Origin of the sequence: Arthrobacter sp. zg-Y877, from assembly GCF_030373105.1 — a bacterium.
Classification (GTDB): Bacteria; Actinomycetota; Actinomycetes; order Actinomycetales; family Micrococcaceae; genus Arthrobacter_B.
In genome coordinates this window covers 263,919-285,182 of record NZ_JAUCPU010000003.1, presented here as the reverse complement: position 1 = coordinate 285,182, position 21,264 = coordinate 263,919, and the positions used below count along the sequence as shown (strand labels likewise).

Genomic DNA, 21,264 nt, shown 5'->3' with positions numbered 1-21,264 from the left:
TAATGCAAAACGAATCCGCTACTTCTCCCGGTAGGGGTTCTCCGGAGCCTGCAGCGGAGCCTCTGAGGCTTCCGCACGGCCGCCTTCCGCAGGAGTGCCTGACGGGGAGGTAGCCTCCCGGCCGGTCCCCTTCAGTGCGGCGAGACGTTCTGCTTCCAGCCGGTCCGCCTCGGGGCCGCCCACTGCTTCGCCCCGGGCCACCATGCCGGCCACATCGGACAGCGGGATTTCCTTCAGGAAGAACGCAAGGACCAATGCGATGACGAGGAACGGGATCAGGTACCAGAAGACCGGGGCAAGCGAATCGGCGTAGGCCGTGACGATGCCCTCCCGCAGCGGCTCGGGAAGGGTGTCGAGCACCGACGGCTGCAGGGTGGCAGTCGCCTCGCCTGCCGCACCGGCGTCGAGCCCGGCCCCTGCGAAGGTCGCCTCCAGGTTGTCCGAGAGCCGGGACGTGAACATCGCACCGAAGATGGCGACACCCAGGGAGGCGCCAACCTCGCGGAAGTAGTTGTTGCTGGAGGTGGCCGTGCCGATCTGGTCCACGGGCACCGAGTTCTGCACCACGAGCACCACCACCTGCATGATGTAGCCCAGGCCGGCGCCGAACACGAACAGCTGTGCGCAGATGACCCAGACCGGAGTGTCGGCGGAGAGGGTGGTCATCCACAGCATGGCGAGGATCACCAGCGCGGCACCCATAATCGGGTACTTCTTGTAGGTCCCGTGCTTGGTGATGGCGAGGCCGGAGTAGATCGAGGTGCCCATCATGCCGACCATCATCGGCAGCATCAGCAGGCCGGAGACGGCTGCGGAGGTACCGGTGGACATCTGCAGGAAGGTGGGGACGAATGCCAGTGCGGCGAACATCCCCATGCCCAGGGTGAAGCCGATGGCCGTGCTGTTGACGAAGATCGGATTCCGGAACAGGCTCAGTGGAATGATCGGATCCTCGACCCGGCGCTCGATCATCACGAAGATGAGGGCCGCCGCAAGCATTCCCGCACCGAACGCGAGCGTCATCGGGTCGGTCCAGCCGTAGTCGTCGCGTCCGCCGAAGTCGGTGAAGAAGATCAGGCAGGTGGTGGCGATGGACAGGAACACCACGCCGCCGATATCGATGCGCTTCTGTGCCTTCTTGGTCGGCAGGGTCAGGGTGAAGAAGGCAATGAGGAAGGCGATGATGCCGATGGGGATGTTGATGTAGAACGCCCACTGCCAGGTCATGTGGTCTACGAAGAAGCCGCCCAGCAGGGGGCCGGCAACGGCGGACAGTCCGAAGATGCCGCCCAGCGGGCCGAGGTATTTGCCGCGCTGGTTAGCCGGCACAATGTCGGCGATGATGGCCTGCGAGAGGATCATCAGGCCGCCGCCGCCCAGGCCCTGGATGGCGCGGAAGACCACGAATGCCCAGAAGTCGGTGGCGAAGGCGCAGCCCACGGATGCCGCCGTGAAGAGGGCAATCGCGAACAGGAACAGGTTGCGGCGCCCCAGCACATCGCCGAATTTGCCGTAGATGGGCATCACGATGGTGGTTGCGAGCAGGTAGGCGGTGGTGATCCAGGTCTGGTGCTCGACGCCGCCGAGTTCCCCGACGATGGTGGGCATCGCCGTCGAGACAATGGTCTGGTCGAGGCTCGAAAGCAGCATTCCGGCGATCAGGGCGGAAAAGATGATCCAGATGCGTTTCTGGGTCAGCAGAAGCGGCCCGGAAACAGGTTCAGCGGTGGTGGTCATTCGGTGTCCTTGGCGGTATCGACAGAGCCGGTAGTGGCAGGGGAAGTGGATGCTGGGCGGGGATCCGCCGGTTCGATGGGGAGCAGTGACGCAGGCGAAAACACTTCGATCGCGGCATTGACCTCAATGACGAGCGTGCGGCGGTAGGAATCGGTATTTGCAGGATCGAAGAAGCGGAGTCCAGCGCGCTGGACCATGGCTCCGAAGACTGTGACTACGGCCCGGACCCGCGCATCATCGACAGGGAGGGATTCGCGGGTGGCCACGATCCGGGCAAAGGTTTCCTCTGCCTCCTGCGAGCCGTGCATGGCCTTGTGGATGAGCCGGGGCTCGGCGCCGACGGCTTTCTTCAACTGGGCCATCTCCGTTCGCGACATGGCCATGCGTTCAGTCATGCCGACGGCCAGATCCACGAAGTCCGCAACCAGGGTGGGGGAGAGCCCGTTCCCAGCGGCCCCGGGACCACCGGCTATGAAGCGCTGGACCAGGTCCTCGGGAAGATCGTCAGCCGGTGAACCCAGGATGGCGTCTTCCTTCGCGGGAAAGTAATTGAAGAACGTGCGGCGGGAAATGCCGACCCGCTCGCACAGTTGTTCAACGGTGAAACCGTTGACGCCGTGGGCCGCGGTCAGGGTCCGGGCATGGGCCGTGATGGCCGCCCGTGTGGCGGTGCGCTTGCGTTCCCGCAGGCCGCATTCGTCCCCTGGTGCACTGTTTATCACGGAGCAAAGTTTTGCACTCTGGTACATCAGAGTGCAAATTGTGCCCGGGGATGTGTCGGGCGCGCCGGACGCACGGGGCAGAGCAAAGGAGCGCCCGGATGTCCGGACGCTCCTTTGGCTGAAATGAACCGCCCCGGCTGTGGCTGATACCCGCCGGGGCCGGGGTACTAGGCCTGCGGCGGCTTCGTCATCGACAGGACGTCCAGTGCCTTGTCCAGCTGCTCCACGGTCAGCTCACCGCGTTCCAGATAGCCGAGATCCTCGACGGCCTGGCGGATGGTTTTGCCTTCCTTGACCGAGTACTTGGCGATCTTCGCCGCGTTTTCGTAGCCGATGAACTTGTTCAGCGGAGTCACGATGGACGGGGAGGCTTCGGCCAGGTAGCGGGCGCGCTCCACATTGGCTTCGATGCCGTCGATCATCTTGTCCGCCATCACGACGGAGGAATTGGCCAGGAGGCGGATGGACTCCAGCAGGTTCGCGGCGATCACCGGGATACCCACGTTGAGTTCGAAGTAGCCGAAGGTTCCGGCCCAGGCCACGGCGGCGTCGTTACCCACCACCTGGGCGGCAACCTGGAGGACGGCCTCGGAGATGACGGGGTTGACCTTGCCCGGCATGATCGAGGAGCCCGGCTGCAGATCGGGGATGGCAATCTCGCCCAGGCCCGTGTTGGGGCCGGAGCCCATCCAACGCAGGTCATTGGCGATCTTGGAGAAGGAGACGGCGATGGTGCGGAGCATGCCGGAAACCTCGACCAGCGCATCGCGGTTGGCCTGGGCCTCGAAGTGGTCGCGGGCCTCGGTCAGCGGCAGCCCGGTGTCGGCCGCCAGCAGCTCGATCACGCGCTGCGGGAAGCCAGCAGGGGTGTTGATGCCGGTGCCGACGGCGGTGCCGCCCAGCGGAACCTCTGCCACGCGGGGGAGCGAGGCGTTGACCCGCTCGATGCCGTAGCGGACCTGGGCAGCGTAGCCGCCGAATTCCTGGCCGAGCGTGACCGGGGTGGCATCCATCAGGTGGGTACGGCCGGACTTGACGACGTCCTTGAACTCCTCGGCCTTGCGCTCCAGGGACTCGGCAAGGTGTTCCAGGGCGGGGATCAGCTTGTTGATCAGTGCGGACGTGGCTGCAACGTGAACCGACGTCGGAAAGACGTCATTGGAGGACTGCGAAGCGTTGACGTGGTCGTTGGGGTGGACAGTTGTCTCGCTGCCGGCGTCCTTCAGTGCCCGGGTGGCCAGCTCGGCCAGGACCTCGTTGGTGTTCATATTCGAGGAGGTGCCGGAACCGGTCTGGAAAATATCGATCGGGAACTGGTCGTTGTACGTGCCGCCGGCCACGGCATCGGCCGCTTTTTCAATGGCCCGGGCGCGCTCTTCGTCGAGCACCCCCAGTTCGGCGTTGGCGGTCGCTGCGGCCTTCTTGATCCGGGCGAGCGCTTCGATGTGCGAGGGTTCCAGCGTGGTGCCGGAAATGGGGAAGTTCTCGACCGCGCGCTGTGTCTGGGCGCGGTAGAGTGCGGAGGCCGGAACGCGGACCTCACCCATGGTGTCGTGTTCGATGCGGTATTCGGGGGTGTCAGAAGTCATGCTCCCCAGCCTAATCTCCGAACGCGCCGCAGTGATAACCGCTACTTGGGCAGTGTCGTACGCAGGACGGCGGGGTGTTCCAGGGCGCCGAAACCGGAGACGAGTTCGGCGCTGCCTTCCGCCAGCCGGTAGGACAGCCCAATCACGGCAACCCGTCCCTCGTCGACGGCGGCCGCGATGAGCCTGGAGCTGTCCACCAGACGTTCGGCGGTCTGCTTCGTATGCTCCACCACCATGTCATTGACCTCGTGCAGGTCCTTGCGCTGTGCCGCGAGCACGGAAGGGGTGATCCGTTCGACCAGGGAGCGGACATACCCGCTGGGCATCTCGCCGGTGTCGACGGTTTCCTTCGCGGCAGTGACGGCGCCGCAGTTGTCATGTCCCAGCACCGCAATCAGGGGTACACCCAGTGTGCCCACGCTGTATTCCAGCGAACCAAGGACGGCATCGTCGATCACCTGGCCCGCGGTGCGGACGACGAATGCGTCGCCGAGGCCGAGGTCAAAAATGATCTCAGCGGCAAGACGGGAATCCGAGCAGCCGAAGATGACGGCGAACGGGTTCTGTCCTTCCACCAGGGAGCTGCGCCGCGGCGCGTCCTGATTCGGGTGGCTCGCTGTGCCGGCAACGAAGCGTTCGTTGCCTTTACGCAGCCGCTGCCAGGCCTGGGCGGGAGTGATGGTCGTTTCAGTCTCTGTTTCCACGCTACCGAGGTTACTCCTGTGGTGCGGCCGGATGCGGGCGGAAGGTCAGTTGCCGCGCAGGTCCTGGACCGCGTGTTCGGCCAGGACATCGAATTCAGCCAGATCGGCGGAGCCGGACAGCAGGAGGGTCTGCCCCTCGATCTCGGTGACCAGCGTTGCCTCGCCGTTGGAGGAATCACGCAGCTCCCACGTCACTCCGCCGGACTGGCGTTCCCCGGAGACGGTCGAGTCACCGGTGTGCTGGAAGATCCAGGTGGGATTCGCGGCGTTGGTCTGCGTCAGTGAGATGAATTCCGTCTCCGGGGTGAGATATCCCACCTCCCAGTTCGGGACGCCGTCGTTGGTCCCCGCGTTCCAGCGGGCGTAGTTCGCGGTCCAGCCGTCCGGCAGCTCCAGGGCCAGCGGGACGTATCCGGCATCACCGGCGGCCTGGTTGGCGGCCGCAGCGACATCGACGTCGCGCGCCTGCATCTTGGGGGCCGGGTTGAGCAGCACCGGCACCAGGCACAGTGCCAGTGTGAGGCCAGTGGCGATCAGCATGCCCATCACCGTGGCATTGGCCCGCTTTGCCTGCTTGGCGGTCAATACCGGCGTTACGGTGTCATCGGTCTGCTGGGGGTCGGGGTGCGTTTCGCTCACCCCTCCATAATCTCTTATGCGGGCGCGATGTCCTACTCGGTACAGCCACTGTCAGTGAAATCCCCGCGCAGGGTGGTGACGGGAGGCACTCAGACTATGATCGGACAAAAGGACATCCGCTCCCTGGCGGGTGTCCGTTTACATCGAAATTTCGAAGATGAGGTTTGACGTGTCCAAAGGTGCCCAGTACTCCACACTTTCCCCCGCATTGGCAGTCGGGGATTCCGAGCCGGACCGGAACCTGGCCCTTGAGCTCGTCCGGGTCACCGAGGCAGCAGCCATCGCCGGCGGCCACTGGGTGGGCTTCGGCGACAAGAACGCCGCCGACGGCGCCGCCGTGGACGCGATGCGTTCACTCATTTCCACTGTCCACTTCAACGGCGTCGTCGTCATCGGCGAAGGCGAAAAAGACGAAGCGCCGATGCTCTACAACGGCGAACACGTGGGTGACGGCACCGGAGCACTGTGCGACGTCGCCGTGGACCCGATCGACGGAACCCGCCTGACCGCGCTGGGCATCAACAACGCCCTCGCCGTTCTTGCGGTGGCGGAGCGCGGCACCATGTTTGACCCCTCGGCCGTGTTCTACATGGAGAAGCTGGTCACCGGTCCCGAAGCCGCCGACATGGTGGACCTCCGCCTGCCGGTGAAGCAGAACCTGCACCTGATCGCCAAGGCCAAGGGCAAGAAGATCAACCAGCTCAACGTGATGGTCCTGGAACGCGACCGCCACAAGCCCCTCGTCCAGGAAATCCGCGATGCCGGCGCACGCACCCGGATGCTGATGGACGGCGACGTCGCCGGCGGCATCGCGGCGGCACGTGAAGGCACCGACGTCGATGCGCTGATGGGCATCGGTGGAACCCCGGAGGGCATCATTACCGCCTGTGCCGTCAAGACACTCGGCGGCGTCATCCAGGGCCGCTTGTGGCCGACGTCGGACGACGAGAAGCAGAAGGCGATCGACGCCGGCCACGACCTGGACCGCGTGATGTCCACCAATGACCTGGTCTGGAGCGACAACTGCTACTTCGCCGCCACGGGCATCACCGACGGCGACCTGCTGCGCGGCGTGCGTTACAAGAAGGACCGTGTGCTGACACAGTCGATCGTGATGCGCTCCAAGTCCGGCACCATCCGCGTGGTGGACGGCGAACACCAGGCGCACAAGTGGGAGTCCTACGCCCGCTCGATGTAAGGGGCAGCGGCTCTCCAGGAAAACCCGGTAAGGGAAACAGGCGGCCGGATATCCGGCCGCCTGTTTCCCTGTCACGCGCTTTTTTCGGGTGCGGCGGGGGAGCCAAGTAGGCTGGAAGGCATGACTCTGCGCGTTACCCCCTGCTCCGATGCCGCTTCCTGGAACGAAACCGTTAACCGCTTCCGCGGACATCCGCAGCAGTTGTGGGGCTGGGGCCAGACCAAAGCCCAGCACGGGTGGAGCGTTGACCGTGTGCTGGTGAGTGACGACTCAGGCACCGTCCTCGGCTCCGCACAGGTCCTGCTGCGGGCCCTGCCCTTCCCGTTCCGTGCCCTGGCCTACATTCCCCGCGGACCCCAGGGGGAACCCGGGCGTGAACTGGACGTCCTGGACGCCGTCGGCAGCTATGTAAAGAGCACGCATTCCGCGGTGGCCCTGTCCATCGAACCGGACTGGGACGCCGACGGGAAGCTCGTGGCGGGACTGCCCGGACTCGGCTTCCGCCGCAGCGAGAACACCATCCTCATCGGCCGGACGCTGATCCTGGACCTGCAGCGCAGCCTCGAGGACCTTTCCGGCGACATGAGCAAAAAACACCGCCAGTACATCCGGAAGTCCGGACGCGAAGACCTGACCTACCGGCGCGTGACGCGCGCGGAAATCGCCAAGTGCCTGGCGGTGTACAAGCTCACTGCCCAGCGGGCGGACTTCGGCATCCACGAAGACGCCTATTACCTGGACATCTTCGACAACCTGGGTGAGGATTCGCCGGTCTACGCAGCCTTCAAGGGCGACGACGTGGTCGCGTTCCTCTGGCTTTCCACGAGCGGCTACACCGCTTTCGAGCTCTACGGGGGAATGACGGAGGAAGGCGAACGGCTGCGGGCCAACTACGCCCTGAAGTGGCACGCCATCTCCGACATGAAGGAGCGTGGAATCACCCGGTATGACTTCAACGGCCTGCTCAATGACGGGGTCTCGAAGTTCAAGATGGGCTGGGCGAAACACGAAGACCAACTGGCCGGCACCTGGGACAAGCCCCTGTCGCCGCTGTACCCGGTCTTTTCCACCGCACTGCCCGTGGCCAAGACGGGGATGCGGAAGGCCCGCGGGGTGCTTGGCGCCGTGAAGGGCCGGCTCGGCCGGTAGGGCCTAGGCCCCCAAATCCAGTCGGGGAGCATCCGGCTCCCGGTCCGGCGCCGTTCCGACGGTCACCGCAAAGGCGAGGGCGCCGTCGTCGTGCTGGGCGGAGTCGGCGGCGAGACGCGCCGTGACCGGGGCCTCGGCTGCCGGAACGAAGGCGCTCTGCCCGGCCTCCAGCGTGAGGCTGCCGGTGGGGGAGGCCAGGACGATGGTGCCCCGCACAGCGATAACAACGGCTGGACCGTTCTGCAGCACCGGCAGTTCGGTAGGGAGGGAATCCCCGGCACTGCCCGCGGGTCCCTGTGCCAGTTCGAGGCGCTGGAGCGCGAACTCCTCGAACGGCGGCCGGAACACCTGCTGTCCGGGACCGGTGGTGTCGGCGGACAGGTAGGGGACGCCCAGGGGGCGGAAATCGATGGTCTTCAGCAGTTCGGGCACGTCGACGTGCTTGGGTGTCAGACCGCCGCGCAGGACATTGTCGGACGCTGCCATGACTTCCACGCCCAGGCCGCTGAGATACGCGTGGACGTTCCCGGCCGGCAGGTATACGGCGTCGCCGGGCTGCAGCGAGACGCGGTTGAGCAGCAGGGAGAGCAGGACGCCGGGATCGCCCGGGTAGTAACCGTTCAACTCGGTCAGGGTGGCCATTTCCCGCCCGTATGTGCCCTCGGCGGACTCCGCCGCAGCTGCGCTCAACTCGACGGCCGCGCGCACGGCTTCCCCGTCGTTGATCAGTGCGCGGAACACGGACTGCAGCCTTTCGGGTGCGGGATGTCCGGAGGACAGCTCCGCCACGATCCATTCCAGCAGCTCGGGCACGTCCCGGCCGGAAGCGGAAACGGCAGCAGCGAGGGCGCGGAAAAGCCCCGCAGCCTCGTCCGGGCTGCGGAATCCGCAGAGCGCTTCGAACGGCGTCAACGCGAAGATCATCTCCGGCTTATGGTGCTCGTCCTTGTAATTGCGCTCCCGGGCGCCGCGGTCAATGCCGGCCGCCTCCTCGGCGGCATAACCGGCGCGGGCCTGCTCGGGCGTCGGATGGACCTGCAGCGACAGGGGAGCGCCGGCCGCCAGGATCTTCGCCAGGAACGGCAGCTCCGGGCCGAAGCGGGCCACGGCATCGGCACCGAGCATCCGCTCGGGGTCGGCGGCAATCAACTCATCAAGCGTGTCACTGCCCGCTACGGGGGGTACCAGCGCCGAAGGCGCCCCGGAGTGCGCGCCGATCCACAGCTCGGCCTCGGGTTCGCCGGAGGGTTCCCGGCCGAATAGCTCGGCCATCGCCGTGGTCGATCCCCAGGCGTAGGGGCGGAGGGTGTTCAGGAGCAGGTACACGGGCTTCTTTCGGGTGCTGGACGGACGATGTGTGGGAAGCAGGGGGAGGTCCGGATCTATCCCGGGCTGCACTCACCGTTGTTGTTCAGGATCGAGCCGAGGGTGGCGTCATCGCCGATTTCGGCAAGGTACTGCAGGTATTCCACCGTGATTTCCGCTTCCTCCTCCTGCGGCACCTCGGTCAGCGGAGTTCCGTCGGCAGCTTCGCCGTCGGTACCGGCATCCGGCGCGGCTTCCGCAGGGGCCGCCTCTTCCGCAGGGGCCGCTTCTTCCGGGGCGGCTTCTTCGGCCGGGGCCGGAACGGGATCCGGTTCGGCAGGCGCCGCTTCAGTGCCGGCCAGGAAATCCTGCACCCGGGCGTGGATCAGGTTGAAGTCCGGATACGTCACGAAGTTTTCCGCTGCCGAGCCGAAGTCCGGCGGGCCGATGGTCATCCGCTGCATCGTGAGGCCCTTTGCCTTGAGGGCCAGGTCCACGAAGCTGCCCAGCTGGTCCTGGGGCAGATCCGTTTCCACAATCTCTTCCCCGGCTGAGGCGATGGCCTGGAAGCGGGTGAGGAGGGTGGACGGGTCCATTTGGGCAATCATGGCCTGCTGGACGCACTGCTGCCGGGAGATCCGGTGGTAATCGGTGACGAATTCACGCGACCGCGCGTACCAAAGCGCGTGGTAGCCGTCGAGCGTCTGGGCGCCCGGTGGAATCCAGCCGTCCGGAGGATAGTGCCGGTTGGTGCCGGGAATCTCACCGGCAGTGATGGGCACCCAACCGCCGGAATTGATCTTGATTCCGCCCATGGCATCAATCAGGTGCGAGAAGCCTTCCATATCCACAATCACGTAGCCCTGCACCTCGAGGCCCAGGGTGCCGCTCACGGCGTCCATCATGGCCTCGGCGCCGGGATCGTCCGAGCCGGGGTAGAGATCCGCGTAGTTCTCCGTGACGGTCTGGTAGAGGCTGTTGATGATGCACTCGTCACCGCAGTCGTAGCCGGTGGGGTAGACATCGTTGAGCGGGGAATCGGCGGGGAACTGCGCGTTCTGGAAGTTGCGGGGAATGCTGAAGGTCACCGGCTGGCCGGTCTTGGCATCCACGCTGATCATGGAAATACTGTCCGGCCGCAGGCCTGTGCGGTCCTCGCCGGCATCGCCGCCCATCAGGAGGAAGTTGTAGCGGCCATCCACGGGATCAAGCGACGGTCCCGACGCGAAGATCGAGCCGAAGGTCTGGCGGCTGACGTTCAGCAGGTAGGCCCCGTAGGCGAGGCTGCCGCTGGTTCCGATCATCAGCAGCGCCAGGCAGACGGCGACGAGGGGACGTACGCCGCGCTCCAGCAGCGGCGGGCGGATGATGCGCAGGGTGTTCAGGAACAGCAGGGCCCACGCGACGGCCAGGACTGCCAGGACAACCATGATCAGGAACGAGGCCCATCCATGGGTCAGGACATCGATGACCAGGGCCCGGTTCGTCAGGGCCAGCACTACTGCCGCGACGGCGACGGCCCAGACCGTGAAGGTGACTTTTAGCGCCCTCCGCCCGAGCCGCCGGTCGCCGGCAACCACCTGCGCAGCTCCCGGAATCAGCAGGGTCAGCAGGAGGAGGATGAAGGCACGTTTTGTCCGCACTCCCGGTGCAGCGGCCTGGGGGTAGCGCACGGGATCGGTGTAGCCGCTCCCTGCAGCGTATTGCTCGTTCATTGCTGTCCTAGTCCGTTCCGGCCAGGGCGGTGCGCAGGGCAGCACCCTTCGCCATGGCGGACTGGCGCAGTCCGCCGGCAAAATCGATGAGCTGCTGCTGCAGCCGTGCCGCCAACGGATCCGTACCCGCGGCGAGCATCCGCACGGCCAGCAGCCCGGCGTTCCGGGCGCCGCCGATGGAGACCGTAGCAACCGGGACCCCGGCGGGCATCTGGACGATGGAGAGCAGGGAATCCATGCCGTCCAGGTACTTCAGCGGCACGGGAACACCAATGACGGGAAGCGGAGTCACGGAGGCAAGCATGCCGGGCAGGTGGGCAGCACCGCCGGCTCCGGCGATGATGACGCGCAGACCGCGCCGGTGGGCGTTCTGTCCGTACTCCAGCATGTCCGCGGGCATCCGGTGGGCGGAGACGACGTCAGCCTCGTAGGGGATGTCGAATTCGGCCAGCGCGGCAGCGGCGGCGTCCATGACCGGCCAATCGGAGTCCGAACCCATAACGAGGCCTACCAGCGGCGTGGTGGCACGGTGGGGCATGCTTCAGTTCTCCTTCAGGGGGTCGCGGCCGTCACGGATGATGGCCGCCGCCCGGCCGGCACTGCGGCGGAGGGCGGGGACGCCGTCGGCGGAACCGACGGCATTAACGTGGCCGATCTTACGTCCCGGACGCACTGATTTGCCGTAGGTATGGACCTTGGCGGCGGGTTCGGCCGCCAGCGCCAGGGGATAGGAGCCAAACAGGTCGCTGTTTTCCCCGCCGAGGACGTTTTTCATCACGGCCGCCCCGCCGGTCAGGTCAGTTGAGCCGAGCGGGAGGTCCAGGACCGCCCGCAGGTGCTGTTCGAACTGGCCGGTGACCGAGCCGTCCATGGTCCAGTGCCCGGAATTGTGCGGGCGCATCGCGAGTTCATTGACCAGGAATCCGGGACCGCGGCCGGGAGTCTCGAAAAGTTCGGCAGCCATCACACCGGTCACGCCCAGCTCGGAGGCCAGGCGCAGTGCAGCAGCGGCAGCCGCCTCGGCGACAGCCGGGTCAAGGTCCGGTGCAGGCGCAATGACCTCGTCGCAGACCCCACGAACCTGGATGGACTCAACGACGGGCCAGGCCACGGTTTCGCCGCTGGGAGTGCGGGCCACCAGCGCGGACAATTCACGGCGGAAGGGTACTTTTTCCTCGGCCAGGAGCGGCCCGGTGCCGAACCAATCGGTGCAGTCCCCCGCGGCACCGGCGCCGTCGAGAACCCGTACGCCTTTGCCGTCGTAACCCCCGCGCGGTGTTTTCAGGACCACCGGCCAGCCGGCCGAATTGCCGAAGGAAATCAGCTCCTCGACGGTGGACACCTCCGCCCAGCGGGGATTGGGCAGGCCCAGACGCTCCACGGCAGCACGCATAACCAGCTTGTCCTGGGCATGGATCAACGCATCGGGGCCGGGCCGGACGTTGATGCCCTTCTCGACCAGGGCCAGCAGATGTTCACCGGGAACGTGCTCATGGTCAAACGTGACCACGTCTACTCCGGCGGCGAAATCGGTCAGGACCTGCAGATCCCGGTAATCGCCGATTGTGGCATTCGCCACCGCCGGCACGGCCGACGCGTCGGGGCCCTCGGCGAGCACACGCAGCTCGAATCCGAGGGCTGTGGCCGCCGGGGCCATCATCCGGGCGAGCTGGCCGCCGCCTATCACGCCGATAATTGGGAAATCCACGCCTTAAGGGTACCTATAAGGGCAGTGGTTCCGGCGGCGCGACCCCGCCTTGGCCGCGGGTCCGGGCAAACTCCCATAAAGGACCGGTATTATCGGGGTTGACCGTCGCGCGTCCGCGCGTCGGGTTTTTGGCAGACATCGATCCTCAGGGAGTGCTGCCGTTGATCGGCCTCGGAGGGTCATGAATACATCGCTGACAGTTCGGCTTCGGGGTCTTGTGTCCCTTTTTTGGCGCGAAGTTGCCAAGTTTGGGACGGTGGGCGCGCTGGCCTTCGTCATAGACAACGGACTTACCTTGTTCCTGATGCACGGGCCGATGTCCGGCAGTGAGGTCAAAGCCCGTTTCGTTGGCGCGGTCGTTGCCACCATGTTCTCTTGGGTCGCCAACCGTTACTGGACATTCCGCCGCCGCCGCAGCGTGGATAACGTGGGCCGCGAACTGGGGCTGTTCCTCCTCATCAACGGTGTGGGCATCGTGATTTCCACCGGTTTCACCTGGGTGGCCCGCTACCCGATGGGTATTGAAGATAAGAACATGCTCTTCCTGGCGGGCGTTCTGGGCATCGTCGTGGCGACGGTGCTGCGGTTCTTTGCCTACCGGTTCTGGGTGTTCAACGCCGAACTGGACCAGGAGCCCGGCTTCGAGCAGGACCACGCCCTCCTTGAGGAGCCCGTGGTCCAGCCCGGCGGCGCCGGCCGCGCCGTCAATAACGCGGTTAGGCCTCCAAGCGCTTCGTAACCCGTTCCGACGCCAGCACCCGTTCATCCGGTTCCACGCCGGCTGCCGTCAGCACGACGGCGCCTCCCGACGCCCAGGTGCGCACTGCCCCTGCCAGGACGAGCGGCAGGTCCGGCGCTGAGGCCAAAAGTACTTCCGCGGCCGCACCGGTGCTCTCCAGCAGGGCGCCGAGCGATCCGTAGGACACCGTGCCGGTAAGGTCCCGGGCCGCGGTCGGGCCGGCGACCTCGAGTGCCGGCTGTCCGGCGTCGGGCAGGGCGGCCTCCATATAGGTGTCCGCGTACGAGCGCACCTCGGCTGCATAGTCGACGACGCCGGCCGGCAGTTCCGCAGGAAAAGCCAGGTCAAGCGCCCCAAGCGCCACCGCAACCACTGTCCCCGCGGCACCGCTGTCCGGTGAAGCCGTGACGGTGACGTCCGTGGAACGCGCTTCCTCCGGGGAGCCGAGGAGCACCGTGCATCCGGTCTGCCAGGCGGCCAACACCCACACCAGCGTCTTCCAATGGACCGGGAGATCCAGCCGGACGCGCAGGCCCGGCTCGGCGTCGAGTTCATCGACCAGGAAATTGGAGGTCTTGGCCACCCAGTTGTCCAGCACCTTGCCGGAGAGTTCGATCCGCTCGCCGCCGTCGCCGTACCAGATCAGGGCGGGGGAGGTGGCCTGGTGGGTGCGCAGCCCCGACAACAAGGTGCTGGCTGCAGACATAGACATGGGAATGGGCCTCTTTCATTTGGTTCCTGCCGGTGAACGCTGCATGCGCCGGCGTCGTCATACGAGCGGATGGATGCGTAGAGTTTTTCGATTCCGGCTGCCCGGGAACGCGTGTAGTGTGCGACGCGCCGGGTAGTGAAGCGGAATCCCGGGCGTGGCGTTCCCCGCATCCGACGATTGAACTCTATATGATGCCGGAACAGCTTGACGGAGTCGTATTACACGCGTGTAATTAGGTATCGGATTTGTTCCAGCCAAATGGACGGACCCGCGGGGCCCCGGTCCTGCCGGTGCAGCCACACAGCCGCCGCTGGAGCAGTAACACCGGGAGGACTCCATGGGGCAAGCAGAAGAAAAGCAGGACCGTACCGTCATAGCCGAGCAGGCTTCGGCCAGCTACGGCTCGAGGGGTGTTCCCGTCGACTGGTACGTGGATCCCGCGGATCCGGCTGCCGCCGAGCGGTACCGCCGGGAAACGGCCGGCACCCTCGAAGACCAGGCCACTGCTTTCCTTGCAGCGCATGAAGCGCTGGCCGATGTCCCGGAAGACCTCGTCCTTGACCCGCCCGTCTCGCTGTTCCCGAGTCCCGCCGAGTCCGAAAACCGGCCCGTCTGGATTGGCCTGCCGGGCCTGGGCCAGGATTACGCCGACGAAGGCGAACTGGGGTGGCAGGCGGACGCCCTCTGCGCCCAGACCGACCCCGAAGCATTCTTCCCGGAAAAGGGCGGCTCCACGCGGGACGCCAAAAAGGTCTGCGCCGCGTGCAACGTCCGGTCGCAGTGCCTGGAATATGCGCTGGCCAATGACGAGCGGTTCGGTATCTGGGGCGGCCTTTCCGAGCGCGAACGCCGCCGGCTTCGGAAGCAGGCAGTCTAATTCATTCGCACGTCCACGTCTGTGCCGTTGTTGTAGCCCATAACGGTGCCGCTTACCTGCCCGAGACCCTCTCAGCCCTGACATCACAGACCCGCCCTGCGGACTTTTACATCGGCGTCGACGCCGGTTCCACTGATGCCAGCGCCTCCCTGCTGCAGCTGGGGCTTCCGGTGGGGAGCCCCGTCATTGCCGGACCGGCGCGGGGCGGCTTCGGTGCCGCCGTGAAGGCGGGCCTGGCAGAACTCCCCGGGTCCGCCCGCACCCCGCACGGTGGCGGGGGCGGCGCTGATGCCGTGCAGGAATGGATCTGGCTGCTGCACGATGACTCGGCTCCGGACCCCGGAGCCCTTGAAGAACTGCTCCTGGCGGTGGAGCGTGCGCCGTCCGTGACGATCGCCGGCGCCAAGCAGGTGGAATGGGTCAATGACCGCCGCCTGGTGGACGTAGGCGTCAGCATCAACCGGTGGGCGGAACGGCTCACGCTGATCGACGCCGACGAACTGGACCAGGGCCAGTACGACTTCCGCAGCGACATCTTCGCGGTGAACTCCGCGGGTATGCTGGTCCGCCGCGATGTGTGGGATGCGCTCGGCGGATTCGACCCGGCGCTGCCCGGAAGCGGCGACGACATTGACCTCTGCTGGCGGAACCGGCTGGCCGGAAACCGTGTGGTGGTGGTGCCGTCCGCGCGGATGCGCCACGCGGGCAACCGTCCCGGACCTACCGCCTCGGCCCCCGCGGCCCGCAAGGCGGAAATCTACCTCCGGCTCAAGCACGCACCCCTGTGGCAGGTTCCCTTCCTGGCCGTAGGTGCGGTCCTGGGCGGCATCGGCCGCTTTTTCCTGGGAATGGTCGCCAAGGATCCCGGCTATGCAATCTCCTCGCTGATCACCAGCACCGCCGCCGTCCTGCGTCCGGTGGACCTGTACCGGTCCCGGCGGCAAGCCGCGGCAACGCGGAAGCGCCCGCGCAGCGCCGTCAATGCCCTCCGCAGCGGAAACCGGGAAGTACGCGAGCACCGACGGTCCCTGACCGAGTACCGGGCCGCGGCCCCGGACGGCCGGGAAACGGGCAGCGAGGAATACGTCCCCAGCGGGGATACGAATAACGACTTTGCCGCTCTGGCGGGCCCGGGCCGGGCCTGGGTGGGACTCGGCGCCCTGATGGCCGCACTGCTGCTGAGCGGAATCTCGCTGGCCGGCCTGCACCGTCTCTTCGGTTCCCCGGCAGTTGCCGGCGGAGCACTCGTGCCGCTGGGCCAGGGCGTAGGAGACATGTGGGCCGCAGCCACCGGCTGGTGGGCGCAGGTCGGCTCCGGAGCCCCCGCCCACGGCGACCCGTTCAACTATGTCCTCTCCCTTTTGGCCGTGGCCGGGTTCGGTAACGGCAATGCCGCCGTGCTCATCCTGCTGCTGCTTGCGCTTCCGTTGGCCGGGCTGAGCGCCTGGTTTGCTGCCGGGGCGTTTACCGGGCACCGCGGGCTGCGGTTCTGGGCGGCTGTCTTCTGGGCGGCGGTTCCGGCGTTCCAGGTAGCCCTTGGCAGCGGCCGGCTCGGTGCGTTGATTGTCCACATCCTGCTTCCCCTGGCGGTGCTGGCCATGGCCCGTGCCGTCGGTGCAGGGACTCCCCGGGCCGCCGACATACCGGCAGGAGCGCCGTCCTGGACGGCCGCGGCTGCCGCCGGGCTGCTGCTGGCGGCTGTCAGTGCTTCAGCGCCGCTGCTCTTCGTGCTGGCTGCCGTGGCAGTGCTGCTCCTGACCCTGGGTCTCCGGCGCCGCGCGCGGACCCTGTGGTGGTCGCTGCTGCCGGCTGCCGCGCTCCTCCTCCCGCAGGTCTTGTCGGCAGCTCCGAACCTCCGCGCGGTCCTGGCGGATCCCGGAGTACCGCTCGCTTTTGTCCGGGCAGAGGCCTGGCAGCAGCTGCTGGGTTATCCGCTGGCCTTCGAGGTGAACGGCACATTGGGGGGCCTGCTCCCGGGCGGTCCCTGGAACCTGGTCCTTGCCCTTGTGGTCGGTGGCCCGGTTGTGCTCCTGGCTGCGCTGGCCCTCTTCCGGCCCGCGTCCGCACCGCTCGCCCGGCTGAGCTGGCTGCTGGCCCTGGCGGCACTTGCGCTCAGTGCTGCTGCCTCCTACATCGGAACCGCTGCTGCCCCGGACGCCGTGGTAACAGCGTTCACCGGTCCGCTGGTCTCCGCATCCGTTGTGCTCCTGCTCTGCCCGGCCCTGGCCGCCGCCGGTGACATCCGTGTGCCTCGCCCGGGGGCTGCGCGCAACAGACGCCTCCTGGCCGCCGTGCTGGGAACGGTGCTGGCGGTAGGCCCTGCTGCCAGCCTGGGACTGTGGGTCATCCCGCAGTTCACGGGCAGTGGCTTCCCGGGTACCCAGGACCACGCCGCCGCTGACGCGGGTGTCCTGCCCGGCTTGACCACCGGTATCCAGGGTGCGGAGGACCGCACCCTGCCCGCGACCGCCGCCGATGCCGGCCGCGGTGACGGCCAGTCGCGGAGCCTGGTGCTCCATGTCGACGCTGACGGCAACGTCTCCGCCGCGCTGATGCGCGGGGGCGGAACAACCCTTGAACAGCACTCCACCATCTACGCCGCCCGCGATATCCAGGGCAGCATGGGCGGCGAACAGCTGTCCGACGGCGACCAGGCGACGGCGGACCTGCGCCAGGCGGTTGCTGTGATCACCGCCGGAACCGGTGTGGATCCGCGTGAGGACCTGGCCCGGCTCGGCGTCGCCTTCGTGGTGCTCCAGGAATCCGACACGGCTGCTGAACTGCTGGCCGGAAGGATGGATTCCGTTCCCGGGCTGTCCGCCGTGGGACAGACCGGTTCCGGATGGCTCTGGCGCGTGAGCGAGCCTTTGAGCTCGGCCGGTACGGAAACGCAGTCCGGGGCCGGGGCCAGGGTACGCATCCTTAACGCGGATGGCAGTACGGCGGCCGGAGTTCCCTCCGGGAACGAAGGCGTTTCCACCTCCATCCCGGCCGGTGGCGACGGACGCCTGCTGGTGATGGCTGAGCGTGCCGATGCCGGTTGGCGGGCCACGCTGAACGGCCAGCCGCTGACTGCCGCGGAACAGGAATGGGCGCAGGCTTTCGAACTGCCGGCCGAGGGCGGGGAGCTGAACGTGGACTACGTCAGCGCCGCCTCGCCGTGGCTCGAGGCACTGCAGGTCCTGATCATCGGGCTGACCCTGCTCCTGGCGCTCCCGACGCCGAGCGGCCGCACCATCCGCCTCCCCGGGAAACGTGAATCCTCCGCTGTGGAGGCTCCTGCTGCGGACCTGCCTTCCGCTGCCGATCTTCCCTCCGGGGACCTACCAGACGGCGGTTCCGGTCCTGCGGGGCATCCGGAGACAGCAGAAACACCGGTGCCTTCCGGCGCCGGCCCGCACCGGGAAAACCGGGCCCCGGAAGGACGCCAGTAATGAGCAGTAAAAACATGGGCAGCGAGTCCGCACAGCCGGGCCAGCCGGCCGGGGAGCCCGCAGCCGCCGGTGACCCTCAAGTAAGCAGCCCCAAAACAACCGGCCGCAGGACGACCGGCGCCAAAACCGCCGGACGCTGGGCCGGGGGAGTCCTGCTCCTGGCATCAACCGGAGCGCTCATAGCCGGGACATCGCTCGTCGGCATCGGAACGTCGGACGGCGCCGTCGAGGTCCCGTATGCGGAGGTACCGGCCGGCCCGCTGACAGGGGTGTGCCCGGAGCCGCCGCGCCTGCTCGCCGGCAATGTTGCGGGCACCGACGCGGAATTCAGTGCTGAGTCCAAGGATGCCAAGTCCACGGTGACCTCCGTCGTGCTCGCGGCTGCGGGCACTCCGGTGCCCGCAGCCGAGCTGACAACGGTGAAGGACGGCTCGGTGCTGAAGAGCATGGGCGGCGGCACCGACCTCCCGCTTGCGGGCGTCCGGACGGCTGGCGTCGTCCGCAGCCAGCCGGTTTCCGCGGCGGCGCTTTTGAGCGCGGAGCCGGAAGGTGCCCAGCAGGTCACCGCCGGTGCCGCCCTGGCCTACACGGCCACCGACGGCGACCTTGCCGGGCTTACCGCCGCCAACTGCCAGGCTCCGGCCAACGACCTGTGGCTGGTCGGCGCCCGGACCACTGTCGGTGCCACGGCCGTGCTGCAGTTGACCAATCCCTCCCAGACCGCCGCCGACGTCGACCTGGAGCTTTATGGATCTGCCGGGCCGATTTCCGGACCCGGCACCAGGGGCATTGCCGTGGGCGCCGGCGAAACAAAGTCCGTGGTCCTTGCCGGGCTGGCCGCCAACCAGGAAACCTTGGCCGTACGGGTGCGGAGTTCGGGCGGCCCGGTGGGTGCGGTGATCGCGCAGAACCTGCTGCGCGGTCTCACCCCCGGGGGTGTTGAGCTGATCCAGCCCACGGCCGCGCCCGGACCGGCCCAGGTGGTCGGCGGCGTGCGGATCCAGGATCCCACCGCCACCCGCAACCTCGCGAAGGAAGACGGATACGCATCGGTGGGGCCGTCGCTCCAGATCGCCGTTCCGGGGGCGAATGACGCGGTGGTGAACGTCCGTGTCTTCGGCAGCCAGGGCGAAGTGGTCCTGGAAGGTGGTGGAAGCTACAACGCCGCTGCCGGCACAGTCACCCGGCTTCCGCTGGATACGCTGCCGGAGGGCACGTACACGCTGGATATTTCCTCCGACGTCGCCGTTGCAGCTACTGCCGTGTTCAGCCGGGGTTCCGATGCCAAGGTAGGCACCGACCTGGCAGTTGCTCCTGCCGTCGAACGGCTGGGCAGCGAAAACCTGGCCGTGCTGCCCGCAGGCGACGCGACCCTCTCCTTCACGGCGCCGGCGGGCGCTGCCGAAGTCCGCCTGGCGGCAGTGACCGCGGAAGGTGCCCTCCTGGCCGAGAAAACGGTCCAGCTGTCAGCTGCTTCCACCGTGTCCGTGCAGCCGGGTGATCTGGGCGGGTCCGCAGCAGCGGTCCTGATCAGTGCTTCCGGCGCACCGGTCTACGGAGCGCAGGTAGTGACCAGCGGCGATACCGGGATCAGTGTGCTGGCCTTGCCGCGGGGAAACGTCGGCGGCAGCCGGGTACAGGTCGGCGTGGGTTACTAGCCTTTAGCTAGAGGGGCCGGAAACGGCCATACGCTGGATCAACGTTCTCCGGGTCCATTCCCATCAGCACCGCCAGCTGCTCAACGATGACGTCATGCACCAGCTCGCTGGCCGGCACCAGTCCGCGGGCCGCCGTCTCGACTGCATGCCGGTAGATGGTGATGACGGGAGGCCGGTTCGGCGCCGGCGCCGTACCGGCGCCCAGCGGGATGGGCCCGCCGGAGCGTGCCAGCTCCTCGAGGCCGGGCGGGATTTCCTCCACTACGAACTGGTAGGCCTGTATCTTTTCGCCCCACAACCGTTCCAGCCGCTGTGCGGATTCAAGCACCCACTCGTCAAAGCGTTCGGCCCGCGTGCGGGCGCCGGCCAGGTGCGGGGGAATCACGTCTCCGCGCAGGCCCCGCCCGTGGCGGTTACGCCGCCGCTGCCGGAAGGACCGGGCAGGAGCGCCGGGGGAGGAAGCGGCCGCAGCACTCGACTCATCATCAAGGCGCACCCGGAATGAAGATCCCGTGAACATGTAAGAACTCTAACCGTTGTCCCCCGGCCCGTGGACCCCTTTCCTGCAACGCTGCGTTCCTCGGAGGGCGCGCCCTCGCTGCGCGCCCGCGCCGGGCCCGCGGGTGCTGGTCCGGCGCGCCTGTGCGTCCGCCGCCCGGGGAACAGGTAAAGTGATCCTCCGTGGAATCCTTACGTCAGTGCTCCCGTTCAGCCTGCCGCCAGCCGGCGGTAGCCACGCTGACCTATGTTTATGCGGATTCCACCGCAGTGCTGGGTCCGTTGGCCACCTACGCCGAGCCGCATTGTTACGATTTGTGCGCCGGCCACTCCGCCCGGCTGACCGCACCCCTGGGATGGGAACTGGTCCGCTTGAACCTGGACGGCCAGCCCCGGACCCCGAGCCCCGACGAGCTCTCCGCCCTTGTGGATGCCGTCCGGGAACAGGCTGAGGAAGCTCCGGAAGCGGATGCCGAGCCCAGGACCGGCGGCAAGCATGCACTGGAAGCACCTGCCGAGACCCCGGGAACCCGCAGGGCGCACCTGCGGGTGCTGCGCGAACAAAACTAAGCACCTCCTTGCCGCTCTCCGCCACGCGCTACGCTTGGCTGTGATGCGCCGCCAACCGCGGCACCTGATTTCAAGGAAGTGCTGTACCAATGGCCAGACTGACAGCCGGGCTTCTCTCCGTCCTGCGTTGCCCCACCACCGGATCCCCGCTTGTCCAGGACGGTGACGAACTGATCTCCACCGTTCCCGGCCCGGCAGGCACGGCAGTCCGGTACCGCTTGGAAGAGGGAATTCCCGTCCTGTTGAAGGCCGCCGCCCCCAGGCAGGAGGGCTAGCCGCCCGGTCCCGCCTCAACCCTGAGGATTCCAGC

Annotated in this window: 19 protein-coding genes; 8 read left to right on the top strand and 11 right to left on the bottom strand. The window is 67.1% G+C overall.

Features of this window, described 5'->3' with window-relative positions; genetic code table 11:
* Nucleotides 1–18 precede the first annotated feature (18 nt).
* The 5 genes from QNO03_RS08755 to QNO03_RS08735 all read right to left on the bottom strand — a co-directional run bounded on the left by QNO03_RS08755 (nucleotide 19) and on the right by QNO03_RS08735 (nucleotide 5,391).
* Nucleotides 19–1,737, bottom strand: a complete 1,719-nt coding sequence (locus tag QNO03_RS08755; RefSeq protein ID WP_289603000.1) for an MDR family MFS transporter — start codon at nucleotides 1,735–1,737, stop codon at nucleotides 19–21.
* Nucleotides 1,734–2,459: a TetR/AcrR family transcriptional regulator gene (locus QNO03_RS08750; protein WP_289602999.1), complete on the bottom strand. Its 726-nt coding sequence runs from the start codon at nucleotides 2,457–2,459 to the stop codon at nucleotides 1,734–1,736. Before QNO03_RS08750 ends, QNO03_RS08755 begins: the two co-directional genes overlap by 4 nt.
* A gap of 167 nt (nucleotides 2,460–2,626) precedes the next feature.
* Entirely contained in the window at nucleotides 2,627–4,048 is a 1,422-nt protein-coding gene (locus QNO03_RS08745) for a class II fumarate hydratase (protein WP_289602998.1), read from the bottom strand.
* A gap of 41 nt (nucleotides 4,049–4,089) precedes the next feature.
* Nucleotides 4,090–4,752, bottom strand: a complete 663-nt coding sequence (locus tag QNO03_RS08740; RefSeq protein WP_289602997.1) for a carbonic anhydrase — start codon at nucleotides 4,750–4,752, stop codon at nucleotides 4,090–4,092.
* Between the two features lie 45 nt (nucleotides 4,753–4,797).
* Nucleotides 4,798–5,391, bottom strand: a complete 594-nt coding sequence (locus tag QNO03_RS08735; RefSeq protein ID WP_289602996.1) for a DUF4245 domain-containing protein — start codon at nucleotides 5,389–5,391, stop codon at nucleotides 4,798–4,800.
* 157 nt (nucleotides 5,392–5,548) lie between these two features.
* On the opposite strand from QNO03_RS08735, the gene glpX reads away from it, so the two are divergent.
* Together glpX and QNO03_RS08725 are read left to right on the top strand one after the other, a co-directional pair.
* Entirely contained in the window at nucleotides 5,549–6,589 is a 1,041-nt protein-coding gene (gene glpX, locus QNO03_RS08730) for a class II fructose-bisphosphatase (RefSeq protein WP_229949654.1), read from the top strand.
* A 120-nt stretch (nucleotides 6,590–6,709) separates the two neighbouring features.
* On the top strand, nucleotides 6,710–7,738 hold the full coding sequence (locus QNO03_RS08725) for a lipid II:glycine glycyltransferase FemX (protein ID WP_289602995.1): 1,029 nt from the start codon (nucleotides 6,710–6,712) through the stop codon (nucleotides 7,736–7,738).
* 3 nt (nucleotides 7,739–7,741) lie between these two features.
* Here QNO03_RS08725 and manA read toward each other — a convergent pair whose 3' ends face one another.
* The 4 genes from manA to QNO03_RS08705 are packed head-to-tail and all read right to left on the bottom strand — an operon-like array spanning nucleotide 7,742 to nucleotide 12,466.
* Entirely contained in the window at nucleotides 7,742–9,064 is a 1,323-nt protein-coding gene (manA, locus tag QNO03_RS08720) for a mannose-6-phosphate isomerase, class I (protein ID WP_289602994.1), read from the bottom strand.
* A 56-nt stretch (nucleotides 9,065–9,120) separates the two neighbouring features.
* Complete coding sequence (locus tag QNO03_RS08715; RefSeq protein ID WP_289602993.1) at nucleotides 9,121–10,758, bottom strand: LCP family protein; 1,638 nt, start codon at nucleotides 10,756–10,758, stop codon at nucleotides 9,121–9,123.
* Between the two features lie 7 nt (nucleotides 10,759–10,765).
* Nucleotides 10,766–11,296, bottom strand: coding sequence for a 5-(carboxyamino)imidazole ribonucleotide mutase (purE, locus tag QNO03_RS08710; RefSeq protein WP_289602992.1), 531 nt, complete (start codon nucleotides 11,294–11,296; stop codon nucleotides 10,766–10,768).
* Between the two features lie 3 nt (nucleotides 11,297–11,299).
* Entirely contained in the window at nucleotides 11,300–12,466 is a 1,167-nt protein-coding gene (locus QNO03_RS08705) for a 5-(carboxyamino)imidazole ribonucleotide synthase (protein WP_289602991.1), read from the bottom strand.
* Nucleotides 12,467–12,647: 181 nt separating this feature from the next.
* Between QNO03_RS08705 and QNO03_RS08700 the strand changes: the two genes are divergently transcribed.
* A complete protein-coding gene (locus QNO03_RS08700; RefSeq protein ID WP_289602990.1) occupies nucleotides 12,648–13,205 on the top strand; it encodes a GtrA family protein in 558 nt (185 codons plus the stop codon).
* On the opposite strand, the gene QNO03_RS08695 is transcribed toward QNO03_RS08700, so the two are convergent.
* Nucleotides 13,183–13,917 carry a TIGR03089 family protein gene (locus QNO03_RS08695; RefSeq protein ID WP_289602989.1) on the bottom strand — a complete coding sequence of 245 codons (735 nt, stop codon included), beginning with the start codon at nucleotides 13,915–13,917 and terminating at the stop codon, nucleotides 13,183–13,185. The two genes, QNO03_RS08700 and QNO03_RS08695, sit on opposite strands and share 23 nt — an antisense overlap.
* Nucleotides 13,918–14,254: 337 nt before the next feature.
* Here QNO03_RS08695 and QNO03_RS08690 point away from each other — a divergent pair, with 337 nt between their 5' ends.
* Genes QNO03_RS08690 through QNO03_RS08680 form a run of 3 tightly spaced genes read left to right on the top strand, consistent with a single transcriptional unit; the run spans nucleotide 14,255 to nucleotide 19,886 of the window.
* Nucleotides 14,255–14,794 (top strand): WhiB family transcriptional regulator, encoded by a 540-nt coding sequence (locus tag QNO03_RS08690; RefSeq protein WP_289602988.1) that lies wholly within the window; start codon nucleotides 14,255–14,257, stop codon nucleotides 14,792–14,794.
* On the top strand, nucleotides 14,740–18,228 hold the full coding sequence (locus QNO03_RS08685; protein WP_354003895.1) for a glycosyltransferase: 3,489 nt from the start codon (nucleotides 14,740–14,742) through the stop codon (nucleotides 18,226–18,228). Before QNO03_RS08690 ends, QNO03_RS08685 begins: the two co-directional genes overlap by 55 nt.
* Nucleotides 18,228–19,886 (top strand): DUF5719 family protein, encoded by a 1,659-nt coding sequence (locus tag QNO03_RS08680; protein WP_289602987.1) that lies wholly within the window; start codon nucleotides 18,228–18,230, stop codon nucleotides 19,884–19,886. The genes QNO03_RS08685 and QNO03_RS08680 overlap by 1 nt, the downstream gene beginning before the upstream one ends.
* Before the next feature lie 7 nt (nucleotides 19,887–19,893).
* On the opposite strand, the gene QNO03_RS08675 is transcribed toward QNO03_RS08680, so the two are convergent.
* Nucleotides 19,894–20,406 carry a metallopeptidase family protein gene (locus tag QNO03_RS08675; RefSeq protein WP_229949672.1) on the bottom strand — a complete coding sequence of 171 codons (513 nt, stop codon included), beginning with the start codon at nucleotides 20,404–20,406 and terminating at the stop codon, nucleotides 19,894–19,896.
* A gap of 161 nt (nucleotides 20,407–20,567) precedes the next feature.
* On the opposite strand from QNO03_RS08675, the gene QNO03_RS08670 reads away from it, so the two are divergent.
* Nucleotides 20,568–20,954 (top strand): DUF3499 domain-containing protein, encoded by a 387-nt coding sequence (locus QNO03_RS08670; RefSeq protein WP_229949675.1) that lies wholly within the window; start codon nucleotides 20,568–20,570, stop codon nucleotides 20,952–20,954.
* 89 nt (nucleotides 20,955–21,043) lie between these two features.
* Nucleotides 21,044–21,229, top strand: a complete 186-nt coding sequence (locus QNO03_RS08665) for a Trm112 family protein (RefSeq protein ID WP_229949677.1) — start codon at nucleotides 21,044–21,046, stop codon at nucleotides 21,227–21,229.
* The last annotated feature ends 35 nt before the right edge of the window (nucleotides 21,230–21,264 follow it).